The 25,947-nt window shown below is 70.6% G+C and carries 25 protein-coding genes and 1 pseudogene; 11 read left to right on the forward strand and 15 right to left on the reverse strand.

Going from position 1 to position 25,947, the window contains the following annotated elements:
• Window positions 1-425 precede the first annotated feature (425 nt).
• Complete coding sequence (locus ACFPIH_RS39740) at window positions 426-1,034, reverse strand: transposase (RefSeq protein ID WP_385878586.1); 609 nt, start codon at window positions 1,032-1,034, stop codon at window positions 426-428.
• Between the two features lie 161 nt (window positions 1,035-1,195).
• On the opposite strand from ACFPIH_RS39740, the gene ACFPIH_RS39745 reads away from it, so the two are divergent.
• The 3 genes from ACFPIH_RS39745 to ACFPIH_RS39755 all read left to right on the forward strand — a co-directional run bounded on the left by ACFPIH_RS39745 (window position 1,196) and on the right by ACFPIH_RS39755 (window position 3,808).
• Window positions 1,196-2,383 (forward strand): TrbL/VirB6 family protein, encoded by a 1,188-nt coding sequence (locus ACFPIH_RS39745; RefSeq protein ID WP_381182975.1) that lies wholly within the window; start codon window positions 1,196-1,198, stop codon window positions 2,381-2,383.
• Window positions 2,384-2,422: 39 nt separating this feature from the next.
• Window positions 2,423-2,662 (forward strand): hypothetical protein, encoded by a 240-nt coding sequence (locus tag ACFPIH_RS39750; protein WP_381182973.1) that lies wholly within the window; start codon window positions 2,423-2,425, stop codon window positions 2,660-2,662.
• Window positions 2,663-3,115: 453 nt separating this feature from the next.
• Complete coding sequence (locus ACFPIH_RS39755; protein WP_381182971.1) at window positions 3,116-3,808, forward strand: FtsK/SpoIIIE domain-containing protein; 693 nt, start codon at window positions 3,116-3,118, stop codon at window positions 3,806-3,808.
• Window positions 3,809-3,972: 164 nt separating this feature from the next.
• Here the strand turns inward: ACFPIH_RS39755 and ACFPIH_RS39760 are convergent, their stop codons facing one another.
• Window positions 3,973-4,161, reverse strand: coding sequence for a hypothetical protein (locus ACFPIH_RS39760; RefSeq protein ID WP_381182969.1), 189 nt, complete (start codon window positions 4,159-4,161; stop codon window positions 3,973-3,975).
• A gap of 111 nt (window positions 4,162-4,272) precedes the next feature.
• Window positions 4,273-5,034 carry a phosphoglyceromutase gene (locus ACFPIH_RS39765; protein WP_381182967.1) on the reverse strand — a complete coding sequence of 254 codons (762 nt, stop codon included), beginning with the start codon at window positions 5,032-5,034 and terminating at the stop codon, window positions 4,273-4,275.
• 221 nt (window positions 5,035-5,255) lie between these two features.
• Between ACFPIH_RS39765 and ACFPIH_RS39770 the strand changes: the two genes are divergently transcribed.
• Entirely contained in the window at window positions 5,256-6,548 is a 1,293-nt protein-coding gene (locus ACFPIH_RS39770; RefSeq protein WP_381182965.1) for an MDR family MFS transporter, read from the forward strand.
• Here ACFPIH_RS39770 and ACFPIH_RS39775 read toward each other — a convergent pair.
• Complete coding sequence (locus tag ACFPIH_RS39775; protein ID WP_381182963.1) at window positions 6,531-6,977, reverse strand: DUF2000 family protein; 447 nt, start codon at window positions 6,975-6,977, stop codon at window positions 6,531-6,533. The two genes, ACFPIH_RS39770 and ACFPIH_RS39775, sit on opposite strands and share 18 nt — an antisense overlap.
• 49 nt (window positions 6,978-7,026) lie before the next feature.
• On the opposite strand from ACFPIH_RS39775, the gene ACFPIH_RS39780 reads away from it, so the two are divergent.
• Window positions 7,027-7,848: a helix-turn-helix domain-containing protein gene (locus ACFPIH_RS39780; protein WP_381182961.1), complete on the forward strand. Its 822-nt coding sequence runs from the start codon at window positions 7,027-7,029 to the stop codon at window positions 7,846-7,848.
• Window positions 7,849-7,923: 75 nt separating this feature from the next.
• Here ACFPIH_RS39780 and ACFPIH_RS39785 read toward each other — a convergent pair whose 3' ends face one another.
• Together ACFPIH_RS39785 and mshA are read right to left on the reverse strand one after the other, a co-directional pair.
• Window positions 7,924-8,427, reverse strand: coding sequence for a type III secretion system chaperone family protein (locus ACFPIH_RS39785; protein ID WP_381182959.1), 504 nt, complete (start codon window positions 8,425-8,427; stop codon window positions 7,924-7,926).
• On the reverse strand, window positions 8,420-9,757 hold the full coding sequence (mshA, locus tag ACFPIH_RS39790; RefSeq protein WP_381182957.1) for a D-inositol-3-phosphate glycosyltransferase: 1,338 nt from the start codon (window positions 9,755-9,757) through the stop codon (window positions 8,420-8,422). The genes ACFPIH_RS39785 and mshA overlap by 8 nt, the downstream gene beginning before the upstream one ends.
• 204 nt (window positions 9,758-9,961) lie before the next feature.
• Here mshA and ACFPIH_RS39795 point away from each other — a divergent pair, with 204 nt between their 5' ends.
• The 3 genes from ACFPIH_RS39795 to ACFPIH_RS39805 all read left to right on the forward strand — a co-directional run bounded on the left by ACFPIH_RS39795 (window position 9,962) and on the right by ACFPIH_RS39805 (window position 14,015).
• Window positions 9,962-10,819 (forward strand): class I SAM-dependent methyltransferase, encoded by an 858-nt coding sequence (locus ACFPIH_RS39795; RefSeq protein WP_381182955.1) that lies wholly within the window; start codon window positions 9,962-9,964, stop codon window positions 10,817-10,819.
• 391 nt (window positions 10,820-11,210) lie between these two features.
• Entirely contained in the window at window positions 11,211-12,308 is a 1,098-nt protein-coding gene (locus ACFPIH_RS39800) for a C40 family peptidase (RefSeq protein ID WP_381182953.1), read from the forward strand.
• Window positions 12,309-12,575: 267 nt separating this feature from the next.
• Window positions 12,576-14,015 (forward strand): PP2C family protein-serine/threonine phosphatase, encoded by a 1,440-nt coding sequence (locus ACFPIH_RS39805; protein WP_381182951.1) that lies wholly within the window; start codon window positions 12,576-12,578, stop codon window positions 14,013-14,015.
• Between the two features lie 77 nt (window positions 14,016-14,092).
• Here ACFPIH_RS39805 and ACFPIH_RS39810 read toward each other — a convergent pair whose 3' ends face one another.
• The 4 genes from ACFPIH_RS39810 to ACFPIH_RS39825 form a co-directional block, all read right to left on the reverse strand.
• A complete protein-coding gene (locus tag ACFPIH_RS39810; protein ID WP_381183023.1) occupies window positions 14,093-14,431 on the reverse strand; it encodes a DUF2516 family protein in 339 nt (112 codons plus the stop codon).
• 161 nt (window positions 14,432-14,592) lie between these two features.
• Window positions 14,593-15,279: a hypothetical protein gene (locus tag ACFPIH_RS39815; protein ID WP_381182949.1), complete on the reverse strand. Its 687-nt coding sequence runs from the start codon at window positions 15,277-15,279 to the stop codon at window positions 14,593-14,595.
• A 104-nt stretch (window positions 15,280-15,383) separates the two neighbouring features.
• Window positions 15,384-15,815, reverse strand: a complete 432-nt coding sequence (locus tag ACFPIH_RS39820; RefSeq protein WP_381182947.1) for a helix-turn-helix domain-containing protein — start codon at window positions 15,813-15,815, stop codon at window positions 15,384-15,386.
• A 134-nt stretch (window positions 15,816-15,949) separates the two neighbouring features.
• Window positions 15,950-17,074: an FAD-dependent oxidoreductase gene (locus ACFPIH_RS39825; RefSeq protein WP_381182945.1), complete on the reverse strand. Its 1,125-nt coding sequence runs from the start codon at window positions 17,072-17,074 to the stop codon at window positions 15,950-15,952.
• A 71-nt stretch (window positions 17,075-17,145) separates the two neighbouring features.
• Between ACFPIH_RS39825 and ACFPIH_RS39830 the strand changes: the two genes are divergently transcribed.
• Entirely contained in the window at window positions 17,146-17,838 is a 693-nt protein-coding gene (locus ACFPIH_RS39830; RefSeq protein WP_381182943.1) for a TetR/AcrR family transcriptional regulator, read from the forward strand.
• A gap of 191 nt (window positions 17,839-18,029) precedes the next feature.
• Here the strand turns inward: ACFPIH_RS39830 and ACFPIH_RS39835 are convergent, their stop codons facing one another.
• Window positions 18,030-18,956, reverse strand: a complete 927-nt coding sequence (locus ACFPIH_RS39835; protein ID WP_381182941.1) for a LysR family transcriptional regulator — start codon at window positions 18,954-18,956, stop codon at window positions 18,030-18,032.
• A 187-nt stretch (window positions 18,957-19,143) separates the two neighbouring features.
• On the opposite strand from ACFPIH_RS39835, the gene ACFPIH_RS39840 reads away from it, so the two are divergent.
• Together ACFPIH_RS39840 and ACFPIH_RS39845 are read left to right on the forward strand one after the other, a co-directional pair.
• A complete protein-coding gene (locus ACFPIH_RS39840) occupies window positions 19,144-19,887 on the forward strand; it encodes an SDR family oxidoreductase (protein ID WP_381182939.1) in 744 nt (247 codons plus the stop codon).
• Between the two features lie 19 nt (window positions 19,888-19,906).
• A pseudogene (locus tag ACFPIH_RS39845) lies at window positions 19,907-20,035 on the forward strand (ATP-binding protein); the annotation flags it as partial.
• A 20-nt stretch (window positions 20,036-20,055) separates the two neighbouring features.
• On the opposite strand, the gene ACFPIH_RS39850 reads toward ACFPIH_RS39845, so the two are convergent.
• The 4 genes from ACFPIH_RS39850 to ACFPIH_RS39865 are packed head-to-tail and all read right to left on the reverse strand — an operon-like array spanning window position 20,056 to window position 25,930.
• A complete protein-coding gene (locus ACFPIH_RS39850; RefSeq protein ID WP_381182937.1) occupies window positions 20,056-20,799 on the reverse strand; it encodes a class I SAM-dependent methyltransferase in 744 nt (247 codons plus the stop codon).
• Window positions 20,800-20,809: 10 nt separating this feature from the next.
• Window positions 20,810-24,211 carry a S8 family peptidase gene (locus ACFPIH_RS39855; RefSeq protein WP_381182935.1) on the reverse strand — a complete coding sequence of 1,134 codons (3,402 nt, stop codon included), beginning with the start codon at window positions 24,209-24,211 and terminating at the stop codon, window positions 20,810-20,812.
• Between the two features lies 1 nt (window position 24,212).
• Window positions 24,213-25,268: a CU044_5270 family protein gene (locus ACFPIH_RS39860; RefSeq protein ID WP_381182933.1), complete on the reverse strand. Its 1,056-nt coding sequence runs from the start codon at window positions 25,266-25,268 to the stop codon at window positions 24,213-24,215.
• Complete coding sequence (locus tag ACFPIH_RS39865; protein ID WP_381182931.1) at window positions 25,265-25,930, reverse strand: RNA polymerase sigma factor; 666 nt, start codon at window positions 25,928-25,930, stop codon at window positions 25,265-25,267. The genes ACFPIH_RS39860 and ACFPIH_RS39865 overlap by 4 nt, the downstream gene beginning before the upstream one ends.
• Between the last annotated feature and the right edge of the window lie 17 nt (window positions 25,931-25,947).

Raw genomic sequence — 25,947 nt, forward strand, 5'->3', positions numbered from 1 at the left:
ATCCCCCGGGCGCAGTAGCGGACCCGGTAGTCGGTTCGGGCGAGATCCAGGTCCCACGCGGCCTCGCCGTCCCCCTGCACCAAACTTGTGCGTTCCGACTCGGGGCGGAAGGACACCTCCATCACGTCATCCCAGACCGGGTCCAGCACAGGGGCTGCGTCGTGGACTTCCACGACAAAGCCGACGTCGCCCGCGTACAGCCCGGTGGACAGGACGATCACACCTGGGACCGCAGCCCCGCACAACCCCCCGATCTGGTACGCGAACGCCTTGGCGAGGTCAGGTCTGGCGCTGTCCGGATCGCTCTCGACGTAGATCTGACGATCGTGAACACGCACCTCGCCTGCGACCGGCCTACGCACAGCACTCCCCTCGTCGAGGACGTCCTCAAAGCCCCTGTCGGGCAGGCCGTCACGTGCCCCGCATCATGCCGCAGGCCACTGACAACACGGCCGACGACGCCGCGAGGCCGACGGTGACATCGATGATGCGGCCACTGACGCAAGAGGGTGTCGGTCACGATGTGCCGTTCGCGGCCCGGCACCTTCTTGCCGCCGTCGTAACCGCGTGAGGCTGCCGACACCGTCGCGGCGGCCCGCACCGACTGCGCGTCGATGCCCCCGCCGTGGGCCCTGCCTCGCGGCCCTCCCGTTCACGGACTTCCCGCGCAGCCGGTCGTGGAAGTCTGTGATCAGCCCGCGCTCGCGCCAGCGGCGGAAGAAGGCGCGGACCCGACCCCAGCCGGAGAAGTCCGCGGGCATCGCCCGCCCCGAGATCCCGCCCGTGACCAGGTGACGGATCACGTCCAGCAGCTGCCGGTGACAGTGACCCTCGGGCGATCCGCCCCTCCCCCAAAGCCAGGCCGGCACCGGCGGCAGAGGCCGGACGGCCGCCCATTCCGCGTCCGACATGTCGGAAGGGATACCGGCGTTCCCGGTCCCGGTGGCCGACCGCGTTGCCGTACGCGTGCGCGAGGTGATCACACGATCGTGCAGCCGCGTTGGACGGGAGGCGTTCGGAGGCGCACAACCCATCTGACCCGAGCGTCAGCCTGACTCTGCTGAGTCCGACGAACCCACCCAAGCACGCCTGGCGGCCATCGCCCTTGCTTGGGCAGACGGTAACTTACCGCGCATCAGTGACCATAATGGATGAAAATGGTCGAAATATATGCCGAAACCGCGGAGGCGTGGCGATGCGCGGCAACGCCGAGAACGACGAGGGCTCCGTCGAGGACTACGACGACGAACACGGTGACGAACTCGACGCCGAGCACAGTGACGAGTACGCCAATCCCGAGGCTTACGACGAGGAGTCGGCATCGCTCGAAGAGGAGCCGGCGTCCTACGACGAGGAGGACGCAGCCGGTGCGAGCCCTGACGTCTTCCTCGACGTTCCGATCCTGAAGGTCGACGAGATCGACCTGGACGTCGAGGATCTGCGGGCGCATGTCTCGCTGCAGGCCGAGGTGCTGGATCTGCTCAAACTGAATGTGGGCGCCGACGTCTCTCTCGGCCGCGTGCACCTGGGCATCTCGGGCGTCGAGGCACAGGCCCAGCTCAAGGTGCGTCTCCACCACGTCGCACAGATCATCGACCGAGTGCTCACCACGCTCGACCGCAACCCGGAGATCCTTCACGAGCTGGCGCGTGGAGTCGGGTCCGCCGTGCAGGATGTCGGCGTCGGAGCACGTCACGCCGTGGGGGAGCTGGGTACGGGCGCCGGAAGGGCCGTCCAGGAGGTCGGCCAGGGTGCGGGGACCGCCGTCCAGGACGTGGGCCGGGGCGCCGGGGCTGCCGTGCAGGACGTGGGCCGGGGCGCCGGGGCTGCCGTGCAGGACGTGGGGCAGGGCGCCGGGGCTGCCGTGCAGGACGTGGGGCAGGGCGCCGGGGCTGCCGTGCAGGACGTGGGGCAGGGCGCCGGCTCCGTGGCGCGGGATGTCGGTCAGGGCGCCGGCTCCGTGGCGCGGGATGTCGGTCAGGGAGCCGGGAGAGCCGTTCAGGACGTGGGCGGTGGTGCCGGGCACGCGGTGGAGGATGTCGGCCGCGAGGCGAGCCGGACTGTCGGCAGTGCCGGCGAGGCGGTGGGCGGCGTCGCCGCGAGCGTGGCCGAACCGGTTGCGGGTGTGACGGAAGCGGCAGGTGACGCGGTACGGGCCGGCGGCGACTCCGTCGCGCACGCTGCGGAGACCGCCGACGCCACTGCGGATCGGACCGAGCCGGACGAGCCGCGTGCGGCGCGCAAGGGCGCGAAGGGAGAGCGGGGCCGGGCCGGCCGGAGTCAAGGCGGCACCCGCACGCGCCGGGTGCGCGGAGAGGACGGGAAGCTGCCGCCAAGATCCAGTCGCCCCCGTACCGCCAGGGAGCCGGAGGAGCCGCCCTGAACGCGAGGGGCGGGAGCCGGGAGCCCGGCGGAGGACATCTTGTTCCGGTCTACGGTCCACGCCGAACGGCTCCGCTTCACGCAGGAACCCCAGACAGTCGTTCGCTTCCCCGGCACCGGGACGCGAGAGTCGACGAGCCACAGCGACCGGACCCACCTACCGGCCCCGGTCATCCCCGGTCAGGAATACCAGGACGTCACCGTCGCCTACCACCTTGCGACCCGGCTCACCAGGGAACCGGAGGCCGGGCGGAGCGGTGACGACGACACGGACGGGTGATTCGCAGTGCCAACGGTGTCAGGTGCTGGTGTCAACCGATCGATGCGCCCTGGTCAGGAGTGTGCCCTTCGTCGAGTGGACGAACCGAGCCCCCAGCCTTCGAAGTGAGCCCAAGGAGGGTGCCGCCTCCGTGGTGGAAGTGATTCTGGCCATGTGTCTGATCTGGGCTGGGAGGGCCTTCGACGAGATGATCAGCGGGAAGCCGCGCAAGCAGTTCCTGCGCTTGGTGTCCAGGGAACTCGGGCTCGCCCCCGTACTGCCTCCCATCAGCTGGCCGAGTGCTGCGGATGTGGTGCGCGCCCCGCCCGCTGGTCCAGACAGCAAACAACCCCCGGGTCCATGAACTGGGGGTTCGTGTGGGAGCGGGTGACGAGAATCGAACTCGCGCTCTCAGCTTGGGAAGCTGCGGGCATTTGGGGGCGGTTCGGGGGTTGACCTGGGCGAACGGCCGCGATGTGGTCTCGTTGGGCCCGGCTGGTGGAGGACCGATACGACCTGATCAAGGCCCGGCAGGGCATCGCCCCCGATCTCCCCGAAGAAGAGATAACCTCCGACATCTGGGGCCTGCCCGAGAGCGAACGGCCCGTGCCCATCGTCCTGTTCGTCGACGAGGTGGCCGAACTCTTCCTGACCGCCACCCGCAAGGACGAGGAACGCCGCGACGAGATGGTCACCCAGCTCATCCGCCTAGCCCAGCTCGGCCGCGCGGCCGGCATCTACCTCGAGGTCTGCGGGCAGCGCTTCGGCGCCGAACTCGGCAAGGTCGCCACCATGCTGCGGGCCCAATTGACCAGCCGCGTCTGCCACCGCGTCAACGACGAAGCCTCCGCCAAAATGGCCTTGGGCGACATAGCCCCGGAAGCGGTCGTCGCAGCCTGCGAAGCGGGCGGTGGCCTCGTCCGGCGTGATCCCCGAGCGGAAGTCTGGCGAGTCGTACGCCGAGTCTCGCGAGAACGGCATGCATGCCCTCCGCTACTTCTACGCCTCGGTGCTCTTGGACGCCGGGAGAACATCAAGGCCCTCGCGGAGTACCTCGGCAACTCGGACCCGGGCCTGACGTTGCGCGTGTATGCACATCTCATACCGTCCAGCCAGAAGCGCACCCGTCAGCCCGTGGCTGCCCTCTATTCGTCCGACCGAGGCTGAGTTGACCTCGAACGCACGTGCACTATTTCCTCTCGTGGCTTAGGCCTGGACGCCCGCCAACCATCTTGCGCAATGCCTCGAAGTCACAGCGCACCGCGTCGTATTTCGCGGCATCGGTCATCGAGTCGGCGAACGCCCGGAGACTTCCGCCTCCGACGGCACGATCACCGATTGCTATTGAAGGCAGGGGGCATGGCAAGCTCCTCAGCGCAGGTGATGGTCAGCTCGCCGAAGATCACAAGCAGTTTCCCCCGTTCCTGGCGCTGGGCCACGTAGCCAGCAAGGAACAGGGAAGCGGCAGCGCCGCCCAGGGCCCCAGTGCCCACCTTCGCGGCGAGATCTATGACGTCCACGCCCGCATTGTGGCGAACGTTCGAGCCGTTCACGGCCCGCAGACGGCCCAGCCCCACCAAAAAGCCCCCGCCCCGCGAGAAACTCGCAGTCGGGGGCTTACTGGCGTCGGCTTACTTCTTCTTGCCCTGGTTTTTGACTGCCTCGATTGCTGCTGCCGCTGCGTCGGGGTCGAGGTAGGTGCCGCCGGGGGTCACGGGGGTGAAGTCGGGGTTGAGTTCGTAGGCGAGGGGGATGCCCGTGGGGATGTTCAGGCCCGCGATGTCGGCGTCGGAGATGCCGTCGAGGTGCTTGACGAGGGCGCGGAGGCTGTTGCCGTGGGCCGCGACGAGGACCGTGCGGCCGGCGAGGAGGTCCGGGACGATGCCGTCGTACCAGTAGGGGAGCATGCGGACGACGACGTCCTTGAGGCACTCCGTGCGGGGGCGGAGCTCCGGGGGGATGGAGGCGTAGCGGGGGTCCGAGGACTGGGAGAACTCGGAGTCGTCCGAGAGGGGCGGGGGCGGGGTGTCGTAGGAGCGGCGCCAGAGCATGAACTGCTCCTCGCCGAACTCGGCCAGGGTCTGGGCCTTGTCCTTGCCCTGGAGGGCGCCGTAGTGGCGCTCGTTCAGGCGCCAGGAGCGGTGGACCGGGATCCAGTGGCGGTCGGCGGATTCGAGGGCCAGTTGGGCCGTGCGGATCGCGCGCTTCTGGAGGGACGTGTGGACCACGTCGGGGAGGAGATCGGCGTCCTTCAGGAGCTCGCCACCGCGGACTGCCTCCTTCTCGCCCTTCTCGTTGAGGTTGACGTCCACCCAGCCGGTGAACAGGTTCTTCGCGTTCCACTCGCTCTCGCCGTGGCGGAGGAGGATCAGCTTGTACGGTGCGTCGGCCATGCGTCCGAGCGTAATCCACCGGCCTCGACCCGATGGGGTATGCCCCCATGCGTTCGGTTCGGTGGGTTCGGTCGGCGCGTTCGCCTCTGTGCGGACGCGCTCCGTCGCCGTCCCCGACGGTTGACTCGTTCTGTTAATTGAGTGGTCTCCTCGGCGTCCGCCCTCGTAAGTTGCCTTCACCGCCTGCGCCACTTACGCCATCGACACACGGGGGCTCCGTCATGCCGTCCATCGCCTCGCTCAGACGTGCCGGCCGCGAGACGCTCTCCGGGCTGCCCCGTGAGTTCTGGTGGCTGTGGACCAGCACTCTCGTCAACCGGCTCGGCGCGTTCGTCGCCACCTTCATGGCGCTGTATCTGACGCTGGATCGCGGGTATTCGGCGTCGTACGCCGGACTGGTCGTGTCCCTGCACGGGCTGGGCGGGGTCGTGTCGTCGCTCGTAGGCGGGGTCATGGCCGACCGGATCGGGCGGCGGCCCACGCTGCTGCTCGCGCAGAGCTCGACCGCCCTCTCCGTCGCGCTGCTCGGCTTCGTGACCGATCCGGTCGCGATCGCCGGGGTCGCCTTCCTCGTCGGCGCGGCCTCCAACGCCTCCCGGCCGGCTGTGCAGGCGATGATGGCGGACATCGTGCGGCCCGAGGACCGGGTGCGGGCCTTCTCGCTCAACTACTGGGCCATCAACCTCGGTTTCGCCGTCTCCGCCACGGGCGCCGGGTTCATCGCCGAGGTCAGCTACCGCGCCGGGTTCCTGATCGAGGCCGGGATGACCTTGGTGTGTGCCGTGGTCGTCTTCCTCAAGCTGCCCGAGTCGCGGCCCGGGCGGGCGGACAAGGCTGTGGCGGAGGAGTCGGTCGGGCTCGGGACCGTCCTGCGTGACTCGCGGTTCATGGGGGTCGTCGGGCTGTCCTTCCTCGTCGCGTTCATCTTCCAGCAGGGGTCGATCGGGCTGCCGGTGGCGATGGGCGCCGCCGGGTTCTCCCCCGCCGACTACGGCATGGCCATCGCTGTCAACGGTGTGCTGATCGTCGTCCTGCAGATTCCGGTCACCCGGTTCATCGAGCACCGCGATCCGCGGCGGCTGCTCGTCGTGTCGTCCGTCCTCGCGGGGTACGGGTTCGGGCTCACCGCCTTCGCCGGGTCGGTCGGCGTCTTCGCGCTCACCGTCTGCGTGTGGACACTCGCCGAGATCGTCAACGCGCCCACCCAGACCGGGCTCGTCGTCGCTCTCTCCCCCACCCATGGACGGGGGCGCTACCAGGGCATGTACACCCTGTCCTGGGCGGTCGCGTCCCTCGTCGCGCCCATGACGTCGGGCTTCGTCATCGACCGGTTCGGGGCGGAGTGGCTGTGGGGGATGTGCGCGGTCGTGGGGACGGCGGCGGGTGCCGGGTACGCCGTGCTGATGCGGCGGCTGCCGCAGACACCGGCAGAGGCCGCGACAGAGACCGCGGCCGAGACCGCGGCCGACGACCGTGCGGTCGGGCGGGAACAGGAGTCACGGGTGCATCCGTGAGCCCTTCAACACCTTGTCCACCGCGTTCCGCGGGCCGTGCACCGCCAGGCCCACCAGGTCCAGCTCCGACGTCCCTACGGCCCGTACCGCCGCGCGGTTGTCGCGGTCGTTGCCCGTGGCGAAGAGGTCACTGGTGAAGAGGGCGCGCGGGAGGTTGCGGGACAGCACGCGCGCGTGGGCGGCCGTCAGCATCTCCTTCGTGCCCTCGAAGACCAGCACCGGCTGGCGGAACATCGGCAGGTACGGCACGCCGTCCGCGTCCTCGTACGGTTCCCCGATCAGTTCGGGGAACCAGCTGCCCAGTCCGCTGACCAGGAACGCCGTGACGTTCAGCCGCTGCCAGGACTCCAGGTCCGTGCGCAGCAGTACGGCGATCTTCGTGTCGAAGCGGACGGTGTCCTCGGGGATGTCAGTGGTCTGCGTGCTCATGGAGTGAGACTGACGTTCCGCGTGCCGTCCCGTCTTGTACGTTTTTTGCGTGGGCATCTCACCGTCACACGAAGTCTCCGCGTGGCGTCCGGCCGTCCCGGGCGTCGTCGAGGTCTTCCACGCCCGCTTCACGTCGTACGCCTACCCGATGCACGTCCATGACGCCTGGACGCTGCTCATCGTGGACGACGGCGCCGTACGGTACGACCTCGACCGGCACCGGCACGGCACTCCGGACGACACCGTGACCCTGCTGCCGCCGCACGTCCCGCACAACGGCTCCGCGGCCACGCCGGGCGGGTTCCGCAAGCGGGTCCTGTACCTCGACACGACCCGGCTCGGCGACGAGCTCATCGGGGCCGCCGTCGACGGCCCCGACCTGCGGGATCCCGTACTGCGGCGGCGGGTCGGACAGGTGCACGGCGCCCTCGTGCGGCCCGGGGAGGAACTGGAGGCGGAGAGCAGGCTGACGTTGATCGGGGAGCGGCTGACGGAGTACCTGCGGGGGGCCGCCGTACGGCCGCCGCGGCCCGATCCCGTCCTCGCGCGGCGACTGCGCGAGCTCCTCGACGAGTACGTCGTCCAGGGCATCGGACTCGCGGAGGCGGCGGGGGTCGTGGGGGCCCATCCCGCGCACCTGGTCCGGGCGTTCAGCGGCGCGTACGGCATCGCACCGCACCAGTACCTGACCGCTCGCCGTGTCGACCGAGCCCGCCGGCTACTGCTCGACGGCCTGCCGGCGGGCGAGGTCGCCGCGGCGGCCGGGTTCTACGACCAGGCCCATCTCACGCGCCACTTCAGGAAGTTGGTGGGGAGCACACCGGGGCGGTACGCGCGGGGACCGTATGCCCGGAAGTCCTCCGTCCGGTGACCGGCCACGGCCGGCGTCACTGGCATGGCCATCAAGGAGACAGGCTGAGGGACTCCCGGGGGGCTTCTGACGGCCTCAGTCGGCCGGGCGTCGCGTCAGGTGGGCGAAGGCGTCCAGGTTGCGGGTCGGCTCGCCCCGGGAGACCCGCCACGCGTACTCCTTGCGGATCGCGGACGCGAAACCCAGCTCCAGGAGGGTGTTGAAGGCGCCGTCGGCCGCTTCGAGGATCTGGCCGAGCAGCCGGTCCGTCTCCTCGGGGGTGATCGCGGCGAGCGGGAGGCGGCCGGTGACGTAGACGTCGCCGAGCTGGTCGACGGCGTAACTCACGCCGTACAGCTTGAGGTTGCGCTCCAGGAGCCAGCGGTGGACGCCGGACTCGTTCTCGTCGGGATGGCGGATGACGAACGCGTTCAGGGAGAGCGAGTGGCGGCCGACCAGGAAGGAGACGGTCGTCTTCAGCTTGCGGGTGCCCGGCAGCTGGACGACGTAGGAGCCGGGGCGGGGGCTCTCCCACTCCAGCTCCGCGTCCGCCAGGTAGGTCTCGATGGCTTGCGCCGCCGTGGTCTCCGCGTCACCCATGCTGGGAGCGTACGTGACGGCGGTGGGCCTGGGCCGCGGCCGTGTAGACGTCGGCCGTGGCGGCGGCGGCCCGGTCCCAGCCGAAGCTCTGGGCGTGGGCGGCCGCTGCCGCGCCCATCCGGGCGGGAAGCTCCGGGTGGTCCGCGAAGTTCTCCAGTACGCGCGCGTACGCCGCCGGATCGTGGCCCTGCACCAGGAAGCCGGTTCCGCCGTCCCGTACGGCCACCGGGAGGCCGCCGACCGCCGCCGCGAGCACCGGGGTGCCCGCCGCCTGCGCCTCTATGGCGACCAGTCCGAAGGACTCGCTGTAGGAGGGGACGACCAGGACGGACGCCGCCCGGAACCAGTCCGCCAGCTGCTCCTGGCCGACGGGCGGACGGAACCGTACGACGTCCGCGATGCCGAGCCGGGCGGCCAGCTTCTGCAGGCCCTCCGGTTTGGCGAGGCCGCTGCCGCTGGGGCCGCCGACGATCGGTACGACGATCCGCGAGCGGAGTTCGGGGCGCTCGTCGAGGAGGACGGCCACCGCGCGCAGCAGGACGTCCGGGGCCTTCAAGGGCTGGATGCGGCCCGCGAAGAGGGGGACCAGGGCGTCCTGGGGGAGGTCCAGGCGGGCGCGGGCGGCGGCGCGGCCGTCGGCCGGGGAGAAGCGGTCGAGGTTGACGCCCGGGTGGACGACGGCGACCTTGCCGGGATCGGCGCTGTAGTGCCGTACGAGTTCGTCGGCCTCCTCCGCCGTGTTGGCGATGAGCCGGTCGGCTGCCTCGACGATCTGGGTCTCGCCGATGACGCGGGCGGCGGGCTCGGGGGAGTCGCCGTCGGCCAGGCTGGCGTTCTTGACCTTGGCCATGGTGTGCATGGCGTGCACCAGGGGGGCGCCCCAGCGCTGAGCGGCGAGCCAGCCGACGTGGCCGGAGAGCCAGTAGTGGGAGTGGACCAGGTCGTAGTGGCCGGGGCGGTGACCGGCCCAGGCCTGCATCACACCGTGCGTGAAGGCGCACAGCTGGGCGGGGAGGTCCTCCTTGTTGAGGCCCTCGTAGGGGCCCGCGTCGACGTGCCGGACCAGGACGCCGGGGGCCAGGTCGACCGTCGGCGGGAGGGCGGCCGTCGTCGCGCGCGTGAAGATCTCGACCTCTATGTTGAGCGCGGCGAGGCGCTGCGCGAGTTCCACGATGTAGACGTTCATGCCCCCGGCGTCCCCGGTGCCGGGCTGGTGGAGCGGTGAGGTGTGTACGGAGAGCATCGCGACGCGGCGGGGGCGGCGGTGGAGCCTGAGCCGCGAGGGCGCCACCGCCGAGCGACGCCCGAGCCTGCTGACGTACTGGCTCACGAGGCGTTCCTCCTTGCTGCGGGCATGCCGGATGGAAGGGGTGGGGCCCTCCAAGGGAAGGCAACGCCGGAGGGAGTGGTTCCCATTCCGGGCGGCTTGTGAAGAGAATCGATTTTGCCGATCCATTACCCGGTATCGCTCAACCGTTCGAGGCAGCGGGGCGTCCCCACGACCGCATGCCCGGGTACACCTACCCTCATACGCATGGCCTCCCGCGCGCCCCTCCCCCACTCTCGGCTTCGCTCGAGCGGGGGGACCCCCATCGTGGGCACTGTCACGCGCGGGACCACCAACCCCAACCGGCTGCGCCGGATGGACCGCTGGATCGCCGCGACACACGGCGCCGAACTGCGCCGGGCGGCCGATCCGGTGGCCGTCGACCTCGGGTACGGGGCGGCGCCCTGGACGGCCGTCGAACTGCTGGGCCGGCTGCGTTCCGTGGCGCCACGCGCGCGCGTGGTGGGCGTCGAGATCGAGCCCGCGCGGGTCGCGGCGGCCAGGCCGTACGAGCGCGAGGGGCTGGTCTTCCGGCACGGTGGCTTCGAGATCCCGGTACCGCAGCGGCCCCACCTCGTCCGCGCGGCCAACGTGCTGCGGCAGTACGACGAGGAAGAGGCCGCCGCGGTCTGGGAGCGGCTGTGCGGACGGCTCGCGCCGGCGAGCGGGGCGTCCGGCGGCGGACTGCTGGTGGAAGGGACGTGCGACGAGATCGGGCGACGGCATGTGTGGATCGCGCTCGGGCCGGAAGGGCCGCGTACGGTCACGTTCGCGACCCGGCTGGGGTCGCTGGAGCGGCCGTCGGATCTCGCGGAACGGCTGCCGAAGGCGCTGATCCACCGCAATGTGCCGGGCGAGCCGGTACACGCCTTCCTGCGTGACTTCGACCGCGCGTGGGCTGCCGCGGCGCCCTACGCGTCGTACGGCGCCCGGCAGCGGTGGATCCGGGCGGTGCGGGACCTGACGGCCGACTGGCCGGTGACGGACGGGCCGGGGCGGTGGCGGCAGGGGGAAGTGACGGTGCGGTGGCGGGCGTTGGCGCCACGGGGCTCAGCGGGCGGCTGAGCGCGGGGCTGCGTGCAGGGCTGAGCGCGGAGTTGCGTGCACGGCTGCGTGCACGGCTGCGTGCACGGCTGCGTGCACGGCTCGGCGCGCGCCCAAGTGCACGGCTCGGCGCGCGGCTGAACGCGTGACTGGACGCGTGACTGAACGCGCGGCTGGGCGCGTCGCCGAGCGCGGGGCGGGCTTTGTGGCCGACCGTTCATCCGTAGGTGGCGCCCGGGAACGATCTCCGTGCGTCGTTCGTCACATTGGCGGGGAGATCATCATGCCCGGAAGCACGTGGGGGAAGGGCAGTTCATGGGTCACTTTCGGCTCTGTCGTTTTCGACCGTGACGTGGCACGATCCCCCGGGCACCGAATGTTACTGACGGGAAAACAGTTGGGGGGACGGGGTATGGGACCGGGCAAGCGCGGCCTGATCACGGTGGCGGTGACCGTCGTCTGCGCGGTCACGCTGCTGGGGGCACCCGGCACGGCGTTCGCGGCTCCCGAACCGGGCCCGAGTGCGTCCGCCACCACCAACCCCGACCTGACGCCCGCGCCGGACACCACGCCCGACCCGCAGCTCGAAGCGGTCCGCCAGAAGCTGGAGAAGCTCTACCACGACGCCGCGGTCGCCACCGACGCCTACAACGCGGCGGAGGAGGCGGCGAAGGAGCAGTCCGCCCAACTCGTCACGCTGGCCCAGAAGATCGTCGAGGGCCAGCAGCAGCTGGCGGAGCTGAAGGACCGGGCCGGTGCCGCGGCCCGCTCCCAGTACCGCACCGGCGGACTGCCCGACGAGGCCCAGCTGATGCTCAGCGACGACCCGGCCCAGTTCCTCGCCGGGGCCGGCCGGGTGCTCCAGGGCCAGCGGGCGACGAAGGGCATGCTCGCCGAACTGACCCGGGCCCAGCAGGACTTGGAGCAGTACGGGCAGGACGCCTCCGCGCAGTGGGTGAAGCTGGAGACCAACCGCCAGGCGAAGGCGACCGCCCAGAAGAAGATCGAGAAGCAGATCGCGGCGGCGAAGAAGCTCGAGTCGCAGCTGAAGAAGGCCGAGCGGGAGCGCCTCGCCCAGCTCCAGGAACAGGCCGACCAGCAGGCCCAGACCGCCTGGCTGGACACCGGGATACTCGACGAGATCGGCGGCAACGCGACCGCGCAGGGCAGGAAGGCCATCGCGTACGCCACCGCGCAGCTCGGGAAGCCGTACGAGTGGGGCGCGGAGGGCCCGAACACCTACGACTGCTCCGGACTGACCTCCGAGGCCTGGAAGAGCGCCGGCGTACCGATACCGCGCACCTCGCAGGAGCAGTGGAGGCAGCTGCCGCATGTCGCCGTGGAGGACATGCGGCCCGGCGACCTGATCATCTACTTCGACGACGCCAGCCATGTCGCGCTGTACGTGGGCAACGGAAAGATCATCCACGCGCCGCGGCCCGGCCGTACGGTCACCCTCGCGGGCGCGGGCACGATGCCGATCCTCGCGGTGGTCCGCCCGGGCGGGTGAGGGTGCGGTCCTCGCCTACCGCCGCCACGTGACCCACGGCACGTCCACCCGCCCCTCAAACCCCGGGCGGACGTGACGTTCGTCATCCCGTCCGACGGGCCGCGCTGCCCAACTGCGGTACGAAACACGGCATATGACAGCGGTCTGAGATCAAGCTGGGTGTCGCACACCATTCCGTTGCGGCGCCTTCTGCCGCTATGGTCCCCGTCGGTGGGTCGAGGTCCCTCGCCCCACCATGCCCTCGGGGGGAGGGAAGGAACCCAGACGATGCCCGTACCCGTACCGCGGCAGAGAGCGATCCCGGCCGTGGAGTGCGGTCAGGCGCAGGCCGCACCCGCAGCAGGCGGCCCCTCCGACGAAGAAGCGGACACGCGCACGCGGGAAGCCGCCCGCAAGGACGAAGCCGTACGCAAGGACGCGACGGCCGAGACCGACGCCGCCCGCGCCGCCGCCGCCGAGCCCGCGCACGCATCCGCGTCCGCGCAAGGGCCCGCGCCCGCACCCGCGCACGACGTCGCGCAGGACCCGGCCCACACCCCGCTCACCCTGCTGCTCATCGAGGACGACCCCACGGCCGCGCCGATCGTCCCCGACCTGCTCGACTCGGACGGCAAGCGGATCCGCGTCCGCACCGCCCGCAACCTCACCGAGGCAGAGCGGCTGCTCACCCACGACGTGCACTGCATCCTGCTCGACCTGGCGCTGCCCGCGCCGGGCAGGCCGGGCGAGTCCGACGACGAACTCACCGTGCTCCAGCATGTGCTGCGGCTCGCGCCCCGGCACGCCGTGCTCGCGCTCACCGCCTCCGGCGACGCCGAGCGCGGCGCGGAGGCGGTACGGGTCGGCGCCCAGGACTATCTCTTCCGCGATGAGCTGGACGGACGGCTGCTGAGCCGCGCGATCCGCTACGCCGTTGAGCGGAAACGTTCCGACACGGCCGAGCGCCGACTGGCCGAGGGCAGGCTGCGCGCACAGGAGAACGCCCGGCTGGAGCGCGGCCTGCTGCCCACGCCCCTCCTGGAGGGCTCCCCGCTGCGCTTCGCGGCCCGCTACCGCCCCGGCCGCTCCCGCGCGCTGCTCGGCGGCGACTTCTACGACACCGTCCGCACCCCGGACGGCACGGTCCACGCGATGATCGGCGACGTCTGCGGCCACGGCCCGGACGAGGCCGCCCTCGGCGTGGAACTGCGCATCGCCTGGCGCGCGCTGACCCTGGCGGGCCTGTGCGGCGACGAACTGCTCGGCACCCTCCAGCAGGTCCTGGAGCACGAGCGCGACGACGACGAGATCTTCGCGACGCTCTGCACGGTGGACATCGCACCCGACGGCCGCCGCGCGGGCCTGTGCCTGGCCGGCCACCCCGCGCCGCTGATCGCCACCCCGGGCCGCCCGGCGAAGCTGCTGCCCTACGAGAACAACGGCCCCGCGCTCGGCCTGCTGCCCGGCGCCCGCTGGCCGCGTATGCAGGTCGAACTGGGCGCGGAGTGGAGCCTCATGCTCTACACCGACGGCCTCATCGAGGGGCACATCGGGCGCGGCCGGGAGCGGCTGGGCCAGGACGGCCTGGTGAAGATGATCCGCCGCCAGATCTCCGAGGGGTTGAGCGGGGAGGCGTTGCTGCGGGCGGCGGTGAACGAGGTGCGGGAGCTCAACGGGGGTGAGTTGACGGACGACGTGGCCGTCGTGCTGTTGGATCGGGTGACATAGCGGGGAATCGCCGTTCAGGGGCTGTCGTGTGCCGCCTGCGGGTGCCGCTGTGGCTGGCGCGCCCCTGAAGGGGCTTCCTACCGTCCGCCGTTGTACGGGCCGTAGGGGCCGTCACTGCTGGAGCCGCCGCCTCGGCGGGTGCGGCCGCCGCCGGGGAGGGAGCGGAGGGCGGGGCGGACGTCGACCATGTACACGATCGTCGCGACCGCGCCGATGATCGGCAGGAACGACAGGATCGGGAAGATCAGGTTCACCACGAAGGCGATCCCGAGGATGATCAGCCAGAACGGCTTGGTCTGCTTGCTGGTGGCTCGGTAGCCATCCTCGCGGCGGATGGCCGCGTCGATCAGCGCGAAGGCGCTGAACAGGATCAGGGCGAGACTGAGCAGCGCCATGAAATTGTTGAAGCCCGTCATCAGCACTACGTCCACCACCCGCTCGGTACGACCTGGCTCGTCCTTACGCGGTCACCGTACCCGCAACCGCGCTCCTGCTACCCGTACAACGGGCCGGGCACCGAATGAGTGCCCGGCCCGTAACCGTATGTCCGCGTTGGCGTCGCCGCCTGCCGGCCGTCTCACTTGGCGGGGGGCGTCGTCTTCTTCGCGGTGGTCGCGGTGGTCTTGCGGGCCGCCGGAGCCTTCTTGGCGGCGGGCTTCTTCGCGGGCGCGGCCTCGGCGGGGGTGGGGGTGGGCGTGGCGGAGGAAGCGGGCTTGGCCTCTTCCTTGACCGCGACGGGCTCGGCCTTCGGCGCCGGCTCGGGCTCGACCGCGACGGCGAGCTCCTCGATCCCGTCGGCGGCCTCGCCGCGCCAGGTCTTCACGGCCTGCTCGCCGTGCTCGGCGACCTTCTCGTAGGTCTCACGGGCCTTGACGGCGTACTCGGCGGCGACGCCGACTCCGCGCAGCGCGAAGTCCTGGGCGGACTCGCCGAGCTTCTTGATGTCGGCGTCGAGGGTGGAGCCGAGCTTCTTGATGTCGCCGTCGACGTTGGTGATGAAGTCGGTGACCTTGGCCTGGAAGGTCTCCTGTGCCTCCTTGGCCTTGGCACTGGCCTCCTTGGCACGGGCGGCGGCCTTCTCCTGCACGGCCTTGGGGTCGGTGTTGCGCACGGCCTCGATCCGCGCCGGGGCCTCGGTGCGCAGCTGCTCCACCAGCGCCGGCACCTTCTTCGCCTGCTGGAGGGCCAGGTCGGCGGTGCCGGCGGCGAAGTAGAAGGGGGTCGGGTCGCTGAAGGTCTTGCGCAGGTCGTCGGTGATGGCCATGGTTGGAGATCCTCCCGGATGCGCGTTCGTCATGTTCGCTGTGTTCGCCGTGCTCGGCGAGGGTCTTGCAGGTCCGCAGCTGGGCGGCCGGTCCCCTGGTCCGGTCAACCGGCCGTCTGCTGCGGATCGATGTCATCCATCTCACGGTCGTCGCTCGCCCGCTCCGTGTGCGCGTCCTGCCCGGTCTCGAATCCGTTCTCTTTCCGAAAGGACTCGTAGATCTGCAGCAGGGCCTGCTTCTGCGTCTCGGTGAGGGTGGGGTCCGCGAGAATCACCGCCCGCGTCTCCACCTCGTCCCGGTCCCGCTCCGCGTCGAGGATGCCGGCCCGCACGTACAGCGTCTCGGCGGAGATCCGCAGGGCCTTGGCGACCTGCTGCAGCACCTCCGCGCTCGGCTTGCGCAGCCCGCGCTCGATCTGGCTCAGATACGGATTGGACACCCCGGCGGCGTCGGCGAGCTGCCGCAGCGAGAGCTTGGCGTTACGCCGCTGCTCGCGCAGGTACTCACCGAGATTGCCGACGTTGAGCGATGCCATGCCTCCACTGTGCACCACCCCCGCTAACTATTGCAAGCACCCGCTTGCAAAAGTGTGCCGCGCCACGCCGCCCGCCCGCCCGCCGCCCTGTGACTCGTTGTCCGTTCCGGTGCCGGTGCTCTCGCGCTTGGCAGTCAGGATGGCTGGACTTGGTCGAAGAGGGCGAGGGCTTCGGCGGGGTCCGGGCTCACAAGGCGTTCCAGACCGGCCGTCGTGATCTTCGCCCATCTGCCGGCCCGTGCCCACATCCGCTCCTCGAAGGCGCGGACGGCCTCGTCCAGATCTCCAGAACCGGGGGCGGCGCCGATGGACTCGGCGAGTTCGGCGCCTTCCAGCATCGCGAGGTTCGCGCCCACCCCCAGTGGGGGCATCAGATGGGCGGCGTCGCCCAGCAGCGTCACCCCGAGGACGTGGGCCCAGGTATGGGACACGGGCAGGACGTAGAAGGGGCGGTGGACGAAAGCGGTGCCGTGGCGGAGGAGGTCGAGGACGGGAGCGGCCCAGCCGTCGAACAGAGCCAGCAGGCTCGATCGCACGGCCTCGACGTCGGCCAGGTCCAGGTTCGTGTGCCAGTCCAGCGGCGCGCGGAATTTGGTGTACACCTTCACGTGGCCGCCGCTGTTGCGCTGGGCGACGAGGCTTCGGTTCACTCCGTACACCGCCAGGGAACCGTCGCCGATCAGCCGGGCGAGGTCGGGGTGGCGGGTGTCGACGTCGTCGAGGGAGGTCTCGATCGAGGTGACGCCGGTGTAGTGCGGCACCACCGACGAGACTGCCGGGCGGACCCGGGACCAGGCGCCGTCCGCGCCGACCACGAGGTCGAACGTCTCCTGTCGCCCGTCCGTGAAATGGACCAGTACGCCATCCCGGGTCCCCGGCACCACACGCGTCACGCCCCGGCCCCACTGGACGTCGAGAGGGCCGAGCAGCAGGTCACGGAGTTGCCCGCGGTCGATCTCGGGATTGGCCCGGTCATCCGGACGGGGTCGCCAGTCCCGCAGGACGGTCCCGTCCGTGTCCAGAATGCGCATGGCCTGCCCCTCGGGACGCGACAGCGCCTGGAACTCCGCCAGCAGCCCCGCCTTGTCCAGCGCGAGCTGGCCCAGCCCTTCATGCAGGTCCAGCGTGCCGCCCGGGGGGCGGGCGTCGGGGGCGGGGTCGCGTTCGAGGACGGTGACGGGGTGGTCATGGCGGTGCAGGACGCGGGCGAAGGCAAGGCCGGCAGGACCGCTCCCGACCACTGCGATGCGATGTCTCATGTCGATACACTGTATTGCTCGTATACGGTGCATCGCAACGGTACAGCGCATCGCAACGGTACGGTGTGAGCATGACTGTGTGGGACCGCCCGGAGCCGCCGACTCGCCCCGTGCCGCTCGACCGGGAGCGGATTGTCGCCGCCGCCATCGCACTGGCCGACGAGGGCGGGCTGGAGGCGGTGTCGGTGCGCAAGGTCGCGGCCCGCCTGGACGCCGGCCCTATGCGGCTGTACCGCTACATCTCCACCAAGGAGGAGCTGTTCGACCTCATGGTGGACGAGGTCCAGGCCGAGATTCTCCCCGAGGAACAGCCCGGTGACTGGCGGGAGGCGCTGCGCATCCTCGCCCAGCGCACCAGGCAGGCCGCTCTCCGTCACGAATGGCTGGCCGACCTGCTCGGTGGCCGCCCGGCCCTGGGCCCGAACGGCCTCGCCGTGACCGAGGCCACGCTGTCCGCCTTCGACGGCCTCACCGATGTCGACACCGTCATGCGCGCCGTCGAGACTGTCAGCGCCTACTTCATCGGCGCGATCAGGCGCGAGATCGCGAACCTGCGGGCCGAGCGCGCCACGGGCCTGTCCAAGCACGACTGGCAGCGCGCCCACGGCCCGCATGTGACGAGAATACTGGCCACCGGCCGCTTCCCGGCGCTGGCCAAGGCCGTGTACGACGGCACGGACGTGGACGCCGAGACATCCTTCGCAACCGGCCTGGACTGGGTCCTCGACGCCGTGGCCGCCAAACTCACCCGGCCGCCGGCGTGACGCTCGGCTCCTGCCGAAGGTGAGCGAGGTCGGGGTCGGTGTCCACGGGGCGTGCACTGTTACACCACGGCGTTCAGGGCGGGGCCGAGGGCGCCGAGTTGGTCCTCCATTCGGCCGGCGGACGGACGCCCCGCCTTCCCCGAGTTGCCGGGAGTTCGTCGGTCGGCAGGTGCGTATCGCGGACGGTGTCCTCAGTTTGTCGGCGAGACGAGTTCCCGCCTCGCCGCCGCGATGAAAGCGTCCACGAGTTCGTTGTTGCTGTCGGCGCGGGTGACGACGGCTACTTTGCAAGGTTCGATGCCGACCACCGGAACAGTGACCAGGTCTTTTCGTAACGTTGTCCGTCTGTCGCCCAGGGGGAAGATCGCTATCGCGTGGCCCTCAGCAATCAGTTCCAGCTTGTCCTCGAACGTATCCACCCGCGCGGCCACGGGAGCGTTGCTGCCGTCCGGGCGCGGCTCCGCGCGCCAGAAGGTCGTCCATGCGTCGGCGGAGGTGGCGGCGCACTTCACGAACGCATCGTTGGCGAAGTCGTCCAACGTCACCGACGTTCGACCTGCCAGCGAGTGCGATTCCGGAATCACCAGGACACGCGGTTCTTCGTACAGCACCGTCGTGTGCAGCAGGCTTGTCGGGCAGGCGAGCGGAAGTCTCGCCACGAGGGCGTTCACGGCCCCGTTCACGACCACATCCGCGTCTTTCCAAGCGACGTGACGCGCGATGACGCGCGCGTCCGGATGTGACTCCCGCACCGCTCGCACTGCCGGAGTCACGATGAGGTCGTCGACGTAGCCGATAGTCAGGGTGCGTGGCTCACTTGCTGCACGGGTCGTGGCCACAGCCGCGCGGGCGGTCTCGAGGAGACGGTGCGCCTGCGGGAGGAAAGCCGCGCCTGCTGGGGAAAGCGAACTCCCCTGAGGTGTCCTGTCGAAGAGCCTGGCGCCGAGCTGGCGTTCCAGACGTTGGATCTGCCTGCTCAACGAGGGTTGCGCCACGTGCAGCTCTGCGGCCGCGCGACCGAAATTCCCGTGCTCGGCCACGACGGTGAAGTACCTGACCAAGCGCAGATTCAGGTCGGCATCTCCGTGCGACGGAGACGTCAACGGCAAGACGGACACTGCGTGATCGTACCGCGCGTCGTCAGGCCCCCGCGCTCGATGACTCGCCTCCCGGGATCCCTGAGCGCAGGGCGAGGCGAGTCATGCACCTGTTGCATGACGACGTGCAGAACAGGTCTTGGACCGGGCGCCGCCCGTGACCGTTTAGTGGGTGGCACCTGTCGAATCGAAGGAGCGATACGTCCACATGGGCCAGTACACCGGGAAGAACGTTGTCATCACTGGCGGGAGCAGTGGGTTTGGCCTGGAGACGGCCAAGCTGCTGTGCGAGCTGGGCGCACGTGTCCTGATCACGGGAAGAACCCAGTCGACGTTGGACGCCGCGCTCAAGGAGCTTGGTCCGGACAGCATCGCCGTTCGCAGCGACTCGAGCTCGCTCGCTGGCATCGACGACCTCGTCGAGCGCGTCCGGTCTGCCTTCGGCGCGGTCGACGCCCTCTTCGTGAACGCCGGCATCACACGGTTCGTGCCGTTCGAGGCCACCCCCGAAGAGATCTACGACGAGATCTTCGAGATCAACGCGAAGGGAACGTACTTCACGGTGCAGAGGTTCGTCCCGCTGCTGCGTCCCGGTAGCGGCGTCGTACTGACCACCTCCGTCACGAACTCCCTGGGCATCCCGATGATCAGCGCGTACGCGGCGTCCAAGGCTGCGATCCGGTCGATGGCCCGCAGCTTCGCACGCGAACTCCTGCCGAAGCAGATTCGCGTCAACGCCGTCAGCCCGGGTCCCGTCGACACCGGAATCCTTGATCGTTCGATGCCGTCCGAAGCGGTGGCGCAGGCCAAGGAGGAGCTGATCCAACAGATACCGATGCTTCGGCTCGGTGAGTCGTCGGAGATCGCGAAGGCCGTGGTCTACCTGGCATTCGAAGCGACCTACAGCACCGGGTTCGAACTCGTCGTTGATGGCGGAGGTTCACAAATGTGACAGCGACAACGATGGTGGGGACATCACGCCGGGGCTGCCGGCGACGGACAACTTCCGGCACTGGCCGCCATGGCGGCCGCTCGTCGTCGAGACCGCCCGCCGCGTACTCGACTACACCGGCGGCACCCTGGTGATCCCCATGACCGTCGCTGAGGTCCGCCGGCGGTGCTACGGGCGTCGGGCGACGAAGACGAGTTCCCTGCCCGGGCGGTCGGGGGCGTCGCGTACGGCCTCGACGGTGTAGCCCTGGGCGGTCAGTTCCGCCTCGACCTCCCGGCGTTCGCGGAAGCGCAGGGTGGAGTCCGAGGTCAGTACCCGGGTGTCCGCGGAGAAGACGTACGTCTGGCGGAAGCTGACCAACGGTTCGCTCACCTCGGTCAGTTGGACCCAGTACTCGACCGCGCCGACGCCGGGGAGGTCCGTCACCCGGTACGACGTCTCACGGTTCCACTCCTCCCAGCCGCGCCTGGCCGGGTCGCGGGTCTCGAACACCAGGTGGCCGCCGGGGCGCAGGGCCTCGTAGGCGCCCCGCAGGGTCTGGCGCCAGGTCCGCGGATCCACGATGGCCTGGGCGACGTTCGCCGTCATGGTCGCCAGGTCCACCCGCAGCGGCGGAAGTGCCGTCGCGTCGCCGCAGATCCAGCGCACCCGCTCGGCGCCCGGCTTGCCCCGGGCCACGTCGAGGGAGGCCCGGGCGGGATCGACGCCGACGACCTCGATGCCGCGGTCGGCCAGCAGCAGCGCGAGGACACCGGTCCCGCAGCCGATGTCCAGAACGCGGCGAGCCCCGAACCCCTCCGCCATCCGGAGGTAGGGGTCGAGGTCGCCGCGATCGGGGTCGAGGGCGTCGTAGATCTCGGCGAGGCGTGGATTCCCGAAGCACTCGTCAGGTTCGTCCCGCTCGTCAGCCATGCCGTCGAACCTAGGGGAGGACCTGTGTCAGGAGGTAGGCCTTCAGGATCGTCACCGTGTACGTGTTGCCGGTGGTGTCGGTCAGGGTGGCCTTGAAGGAGACCGACCTCGCCTTCTTCGGGTGGGTCAGGGTGAGGGTCTTCTGGTGGTTCCTGGTGGTGACCGGGGCGTTGGACCAGGTCGTTCCGCCGTTGTAGGAGACCTTCACCGCGAGGGACTTGAGGTGGGTGGCGGCCGGGCCCTCGAGGGAGAGGGGGACCGTGGTGCGGTGGCCGGCGCGGGCTGTGCCGGCCAGGGTCAGCTTCGGGTGGAAGCGGACGGTGGAGAGGGGCATCGTCTTCGAGCCGCTCGGCGGCGTGGGCTGCTTCGAGGTGAAGGTCCAGGCCGCGGTCAGCCGGCTGGTGGTGGCGGCGACCCCGGCCGGGCGGGTCAGGTCCGTGCGGATCGTGTAGCGGGTGGACGCCGCCGGGAGGTTCTCCACCGTCTGGCAGAGGTCGCCGTCGTTGTCGAGCAGGGTACGGCCGCCCGCGGTGACCGTCGTGTGCCGTGCGGCGACGGAGGACGCGGGGTGTCCGGCGCCGTCGACGAGGTCGGGGACACACAGGTCGAGGGTGTCGCCGACCCGCTGCGCGCCCCACTCCTTGCCGACCATCGGGCTGAAGACTCCGACGTTGTACGTCGACTCGTACGTCCGGCCCGCCCGGTAGGACACCCGTGGGTCGTCGTAGAACACGTCGGTCTCTTCACCGGCGGCGTTCAGCTGGCCGACGTTGACCGTCCATTGGTAGCCCTTGGGCGTGGTGACGTACGTCTTCACCGTCGCCGGCAGCGGGAACGGGTCGCTGATCGTGCCCAGCCCCAGCTCGGGGCCGTACCACAGGGCGTTGACGGAACCCTTGCGGTGCGCGACGGAGGAGCCGATGTTCCGCTTCAGCAGGGCCAGTTCGCTCATCCGCGCCGTGTGCCGGTAGCCGGTGGGGAAGCGGTCGGGCAGGTTGTAGAGCAGGTTGTAGGTGGTACTGCCCTTCTGCCACAGGCCGCTGAGCTGGGTGCTGAGCCTCCCCGCGGCGGGCGCCGGGCCCAGGCTCGCGGTGCGCAGGTCGGCGAAGGAGCCCAGGAACAGGAGGGTGGTGTTGTAGAGGGTGCCGCCGGTGTCCATGCGGTAGTTGAGGTAGCCGGCCGACATCTTCGCGCCGCCGGGGGCGGTGATCCGGACCGGCTTGGTCCTACGGGCGTCGAAGGTGACCGTGGTGTCCTTGGTGAGCGAGAGCTTCGGCCGGACGAGCGCCGAGGTGCCCTCGCTGAGGCCGTCGCCGATCAGCGTGTCCAGGACGTAGTCGCCGCGCGGGACGCGCACCTTGTAGACGCCCTTGGCGATCTGCTGGGAGTCCTCCAGGGAATTGGTCTCGTACTCACCCGAGTAGCCGATGATCTCGGTCAGCGGCGAGCTGACGGGCTTGCCGCCGCGGTCGAGGAACTTCAGGGTGAGCTCGTACGCCTCCGCCTCGCGGATCACGCCGAAGGAGGTCCGTACGGACCTGCCGTCGCCGTCGCCCTGCGCGGTGGCGACGACCGTGCCCGAGTACGCGCCGTCCGCCGCCTCGGTGCGGGTGTCCGAGGTGAGGTCCACGCTGGCGGTGCCGCCCGCGGGGACGGTCAGCTGCCGCGCGCTGAGCGTGAACATGCCGTCGGGGGCCGCCTTGCCCCCCGGACCGGTCGCGGTGGCCGTCAGGTCCAGGGTGACGGGGCGGTCGCCGTCGTTGCGGTAGGTGACGCGTTGGGTGGCAGGCCGGTCGTCGGCGTGGGGCCAGAGCTGCTTGCCGAAGGACACCGACATCTGCTCGCTGACCACGCTCTGGCCGAGCGCCCGGGCCACGTCGAGCCGGCCGGTGCCCTGCTGGTAGCCGGTCTGGCCGGCGGTCGGCGTGGTGGACGCGGTGAGTGCCTGCTTGATCCGCGCCCCCGTCCAGTCCGGGTGCCGTTGCGCCAGGATCGCGGCGGCGCCCGCGGCATGCGGTGTCGCCATCGACGTACCGGACATGGAGACATAGCCGTCCGCGGCCGGGTCGCCCAGTACGCCGTTCGCCGCCTTCGCCGAGACGATGTCGACGCCCGGCGCGGTGAGGTCCGGCTTCAGCGCGCTGTCGGCGGTCGGGCCGACGCTGGAGAACTCGGCGATCCGGTCCTCGCCGTCGACCGCTCCCACGGTGAGCGCCGACTCCGCGGCGCCCGGGGAACCGATGGTCCCGGCGTCCGGGCCCTCGTTGCCGGCCGCGGCGACGGTGAGCATGCCGGTGCTCTCGGAGAGGGCGTTCACGGCCGTCTCGACCGGGTCGTTCCCCGGGGTGTCCGTCTGGCCGAGGCTGAGGTTGGCGACCTTCGCGCCCTGGGCGGCGGCCCACTCCAGGCCGGCGATGACACTGGAGTCGGTGCCCTCGCCGTCGTCGTTCAGCACCTTGGCGTTGAGGAGCCGCGCGCCCGGTGCGACGCCCTTGTAGAGACCGCCGGACCTGGCGCCCGAGCCGGCCACCGTCGCCGCGACGTGCGTGCCGTGGCCGACCCTGTCGTCCGTGCTGCCGGTGCCGCTGAAGTCCTTCGACTCCGTCACCACCGAGGCGAGGTCCGGGTGCGTGGTGTCGATGCCGCTGTCCAGGACGGCGACCTTGACGCCCTGGCCGTCGTACCCGGCGTTCCAGGCGGTCGGCGCGCCGATCCGCGTGACGTTGTCGCTGACCTTGTCACTGTCACCCTGGGCCTCGGCTTTGAACCGGCCGTCCAGCCAGACCCGTTCGACGCCCGGTGCGGACGTCAGGGCCTGCCAGGTGTCCTCGGCCTCCTCCTTGCGGACGCTGAGCGCGGCGCCGTCCACGCTGGGCAGTTCACGGCGGACGGTGACGCCCCCGTGTCCGTCCGCGAGCAGCGACTTCTGGGTGTTCTTGCGCTGGGCGGCCTTCCCCTCGTACGACACGATCAGCGGGAGTGTGCCGCGCCGGGTGTCGTCGTAGCCGGCCCGTATCAGGCCGCTGACGTCGAACAGCCGCTTGTCCAGGACGCCTTGGCCGATGAGGGCGGCGGCGTCGGCGGGTAGGACGTACTGGTCGTCGCCGAGGCGGCGTACGGACAACGGGACGTGTTCACGGCCCGGGGCCTGCCGGACGCCGGTCACCCGGCCCCGGGCGTCGAGCTGGACCCGGTCGCCGGTGACGAGGGTGACGTACCGGGCCGGGGAGCCGGTGTCCGGGCCGACGGCAGCCGCCGCCGTCCGTAGGCCGAGGCCGGAGCCGGTGTCCGAGCCGACGGCAGCCGCCGTCCGTACGCCGAGGCCGGAGCCGGTGGCCGAGACCGAGGCGCCCGTCATCACTCCCGCGACCAGCAGGGCGGCCAGCGCCGCCGAGGAGGAACCGAGGCGCACGTCAGCTCGCCTTTCCGGGGACCTGCTTGTTGGCGTCGACGACCGCGCGCTGGGTGATCGCGCTGGTGAACAGGACGGTGCCGGGCTTGAACTCCCCGTCCTCGTCGGCCTTGACCTGGACGGTGCGGTCGCCGAGCAGTTGCAGGGTCTTCTTGTCGAAGATCCACTCGGTGCGCTGGCCGTCGGTGTCGTTCTGCCGCGCGATCGCGACCCCGTGGCGGCCCAAGGCGTCGACCGCGTCGTCCACCGCGACGACCCCCGGGATCTTGGCGGCGGCCTTGTACAGGGCGACGGCCACGTCCGCGGGCGGGTAGCTCTCGTTCAGCAGATCGCCGATGGCGACGAAGGCCGCCTGGTCGCGGGGGACTTCGGGGTCCCGGACGGCGTCCGACTCCTTGTAGATCTGCTTCAGCAGCGCGTCGGGGTCGGTGGGCAGCTTGACCAGGCTGTCGTACGCCCCGGTGAGCGGGGTGTCCCCGGCCAGGGTGATGTCCTCCTCGCCCTTCTCGATCAGCCAGCCGTCCTTCCCGTCGGTGGACACCCAGACCTGACGGGAGTGCAGCTCCTTGCTGACGATCGTGGTCTTGTCGTCGACGGTCCTGGAATGGGTGCTGGCCACCTTCGAGGCGACGTAGATGTACTGGCCGTCGTGCGCCGTCGGTCCGGAGGTGTCGGCGGCGGCGAGCGAGATGCGGTCGAGCAGCTGGGGGGCGCCCTTGGCGTCGGCGGCGCCGATCTGGGTGGTCAGGGCGGGGCCGGTGGCCACGGCGGTCCTGCCGCCGTCTCCGTTGCCGCCGGACAGGGCGAGGCCGGCCACGACCGCGCCGGCCACGGCGAAGGCGGCGGCGGGCACCAGGATCACGCGGCGCAGGAACGGGTTGCGCTGCCGCTGGGGGGCGGGGGTGCGGCTGCCGCGGAGGTCTTCGTGGATCTGGGCCATCATGTGCTCCTTGTGGAACTGGTGGCGGCCCGCCGGCAGATCCCGCTCGACGGAGGGCAGGAGGTCCTGGGTCTCCGTCCACTCAGCCGGGTGCGGCTGGGAGGGGTTGGCGTTCATCGGTTTCCTTCCTGTGCGGACCGGATCACGTATCCGCGATCACCTGTTATCTGCCGGTCTGTGCGGGCGAGTTCCATTTTTTTCCCGCTGAGTTCGCTTTTTTTTCTGAGCAGTTCCGCGTCGGCGAGTTTTCGCAGCTTGCCGCGGGCGCGGGACAGCCGGGAGCGGACGGTGCCGACGGGGATGCCGAGGGCGCGGGCAGCCTCGGCGTACTCCATGCCCTCGCACAGGCACAGGGTCAGGACCTCGCGTTCGGGGCGCTTGAGCGAACTGAGCGCGGTGAGCGTGGCGCTGATGCGGCGCCGGTCGTCCAGCCGTCCTGCGGTCTCCTCGGCGTGGTCCTCGACGTGCTCGTCCGCGGCATTGGCGGCGGCTGCCGCGCTCGCGGCGTTCCGGTAGCGCCGGTTGCTGCGGTACTGGGCGCGGGCCACGTTTGTGGCGATGCCCAGCAGCCAGGGCCGCAGCGAACCCCCTTCGGCCTCGACCGACGCACGGCGCCGCCACGCCTCCATGAACGTCGTCGACATGACGTCCTCGGCCGCGGACCAGTCGGCGGTCAGCCGGAAGGCGTGGTTGTACACGGCGCGGGAATGGTCGTCGAAGAGTTCCGCAAACGCGTTCGGATCTCCGGTTCGCACCCGGGTTCGCATATCTGTGGTCACGTTATGAACTGACTGTC

The sequence above is a fragment of the Streptomyces vulcanius genome, assembly GCF_042653945.1.
Lineage (GTDB): Bacteria > Actinomycetota > Actinomycetes > Streptomycetales > Streptomycetaceae > Streptomyces > Streptomyces mangrovi.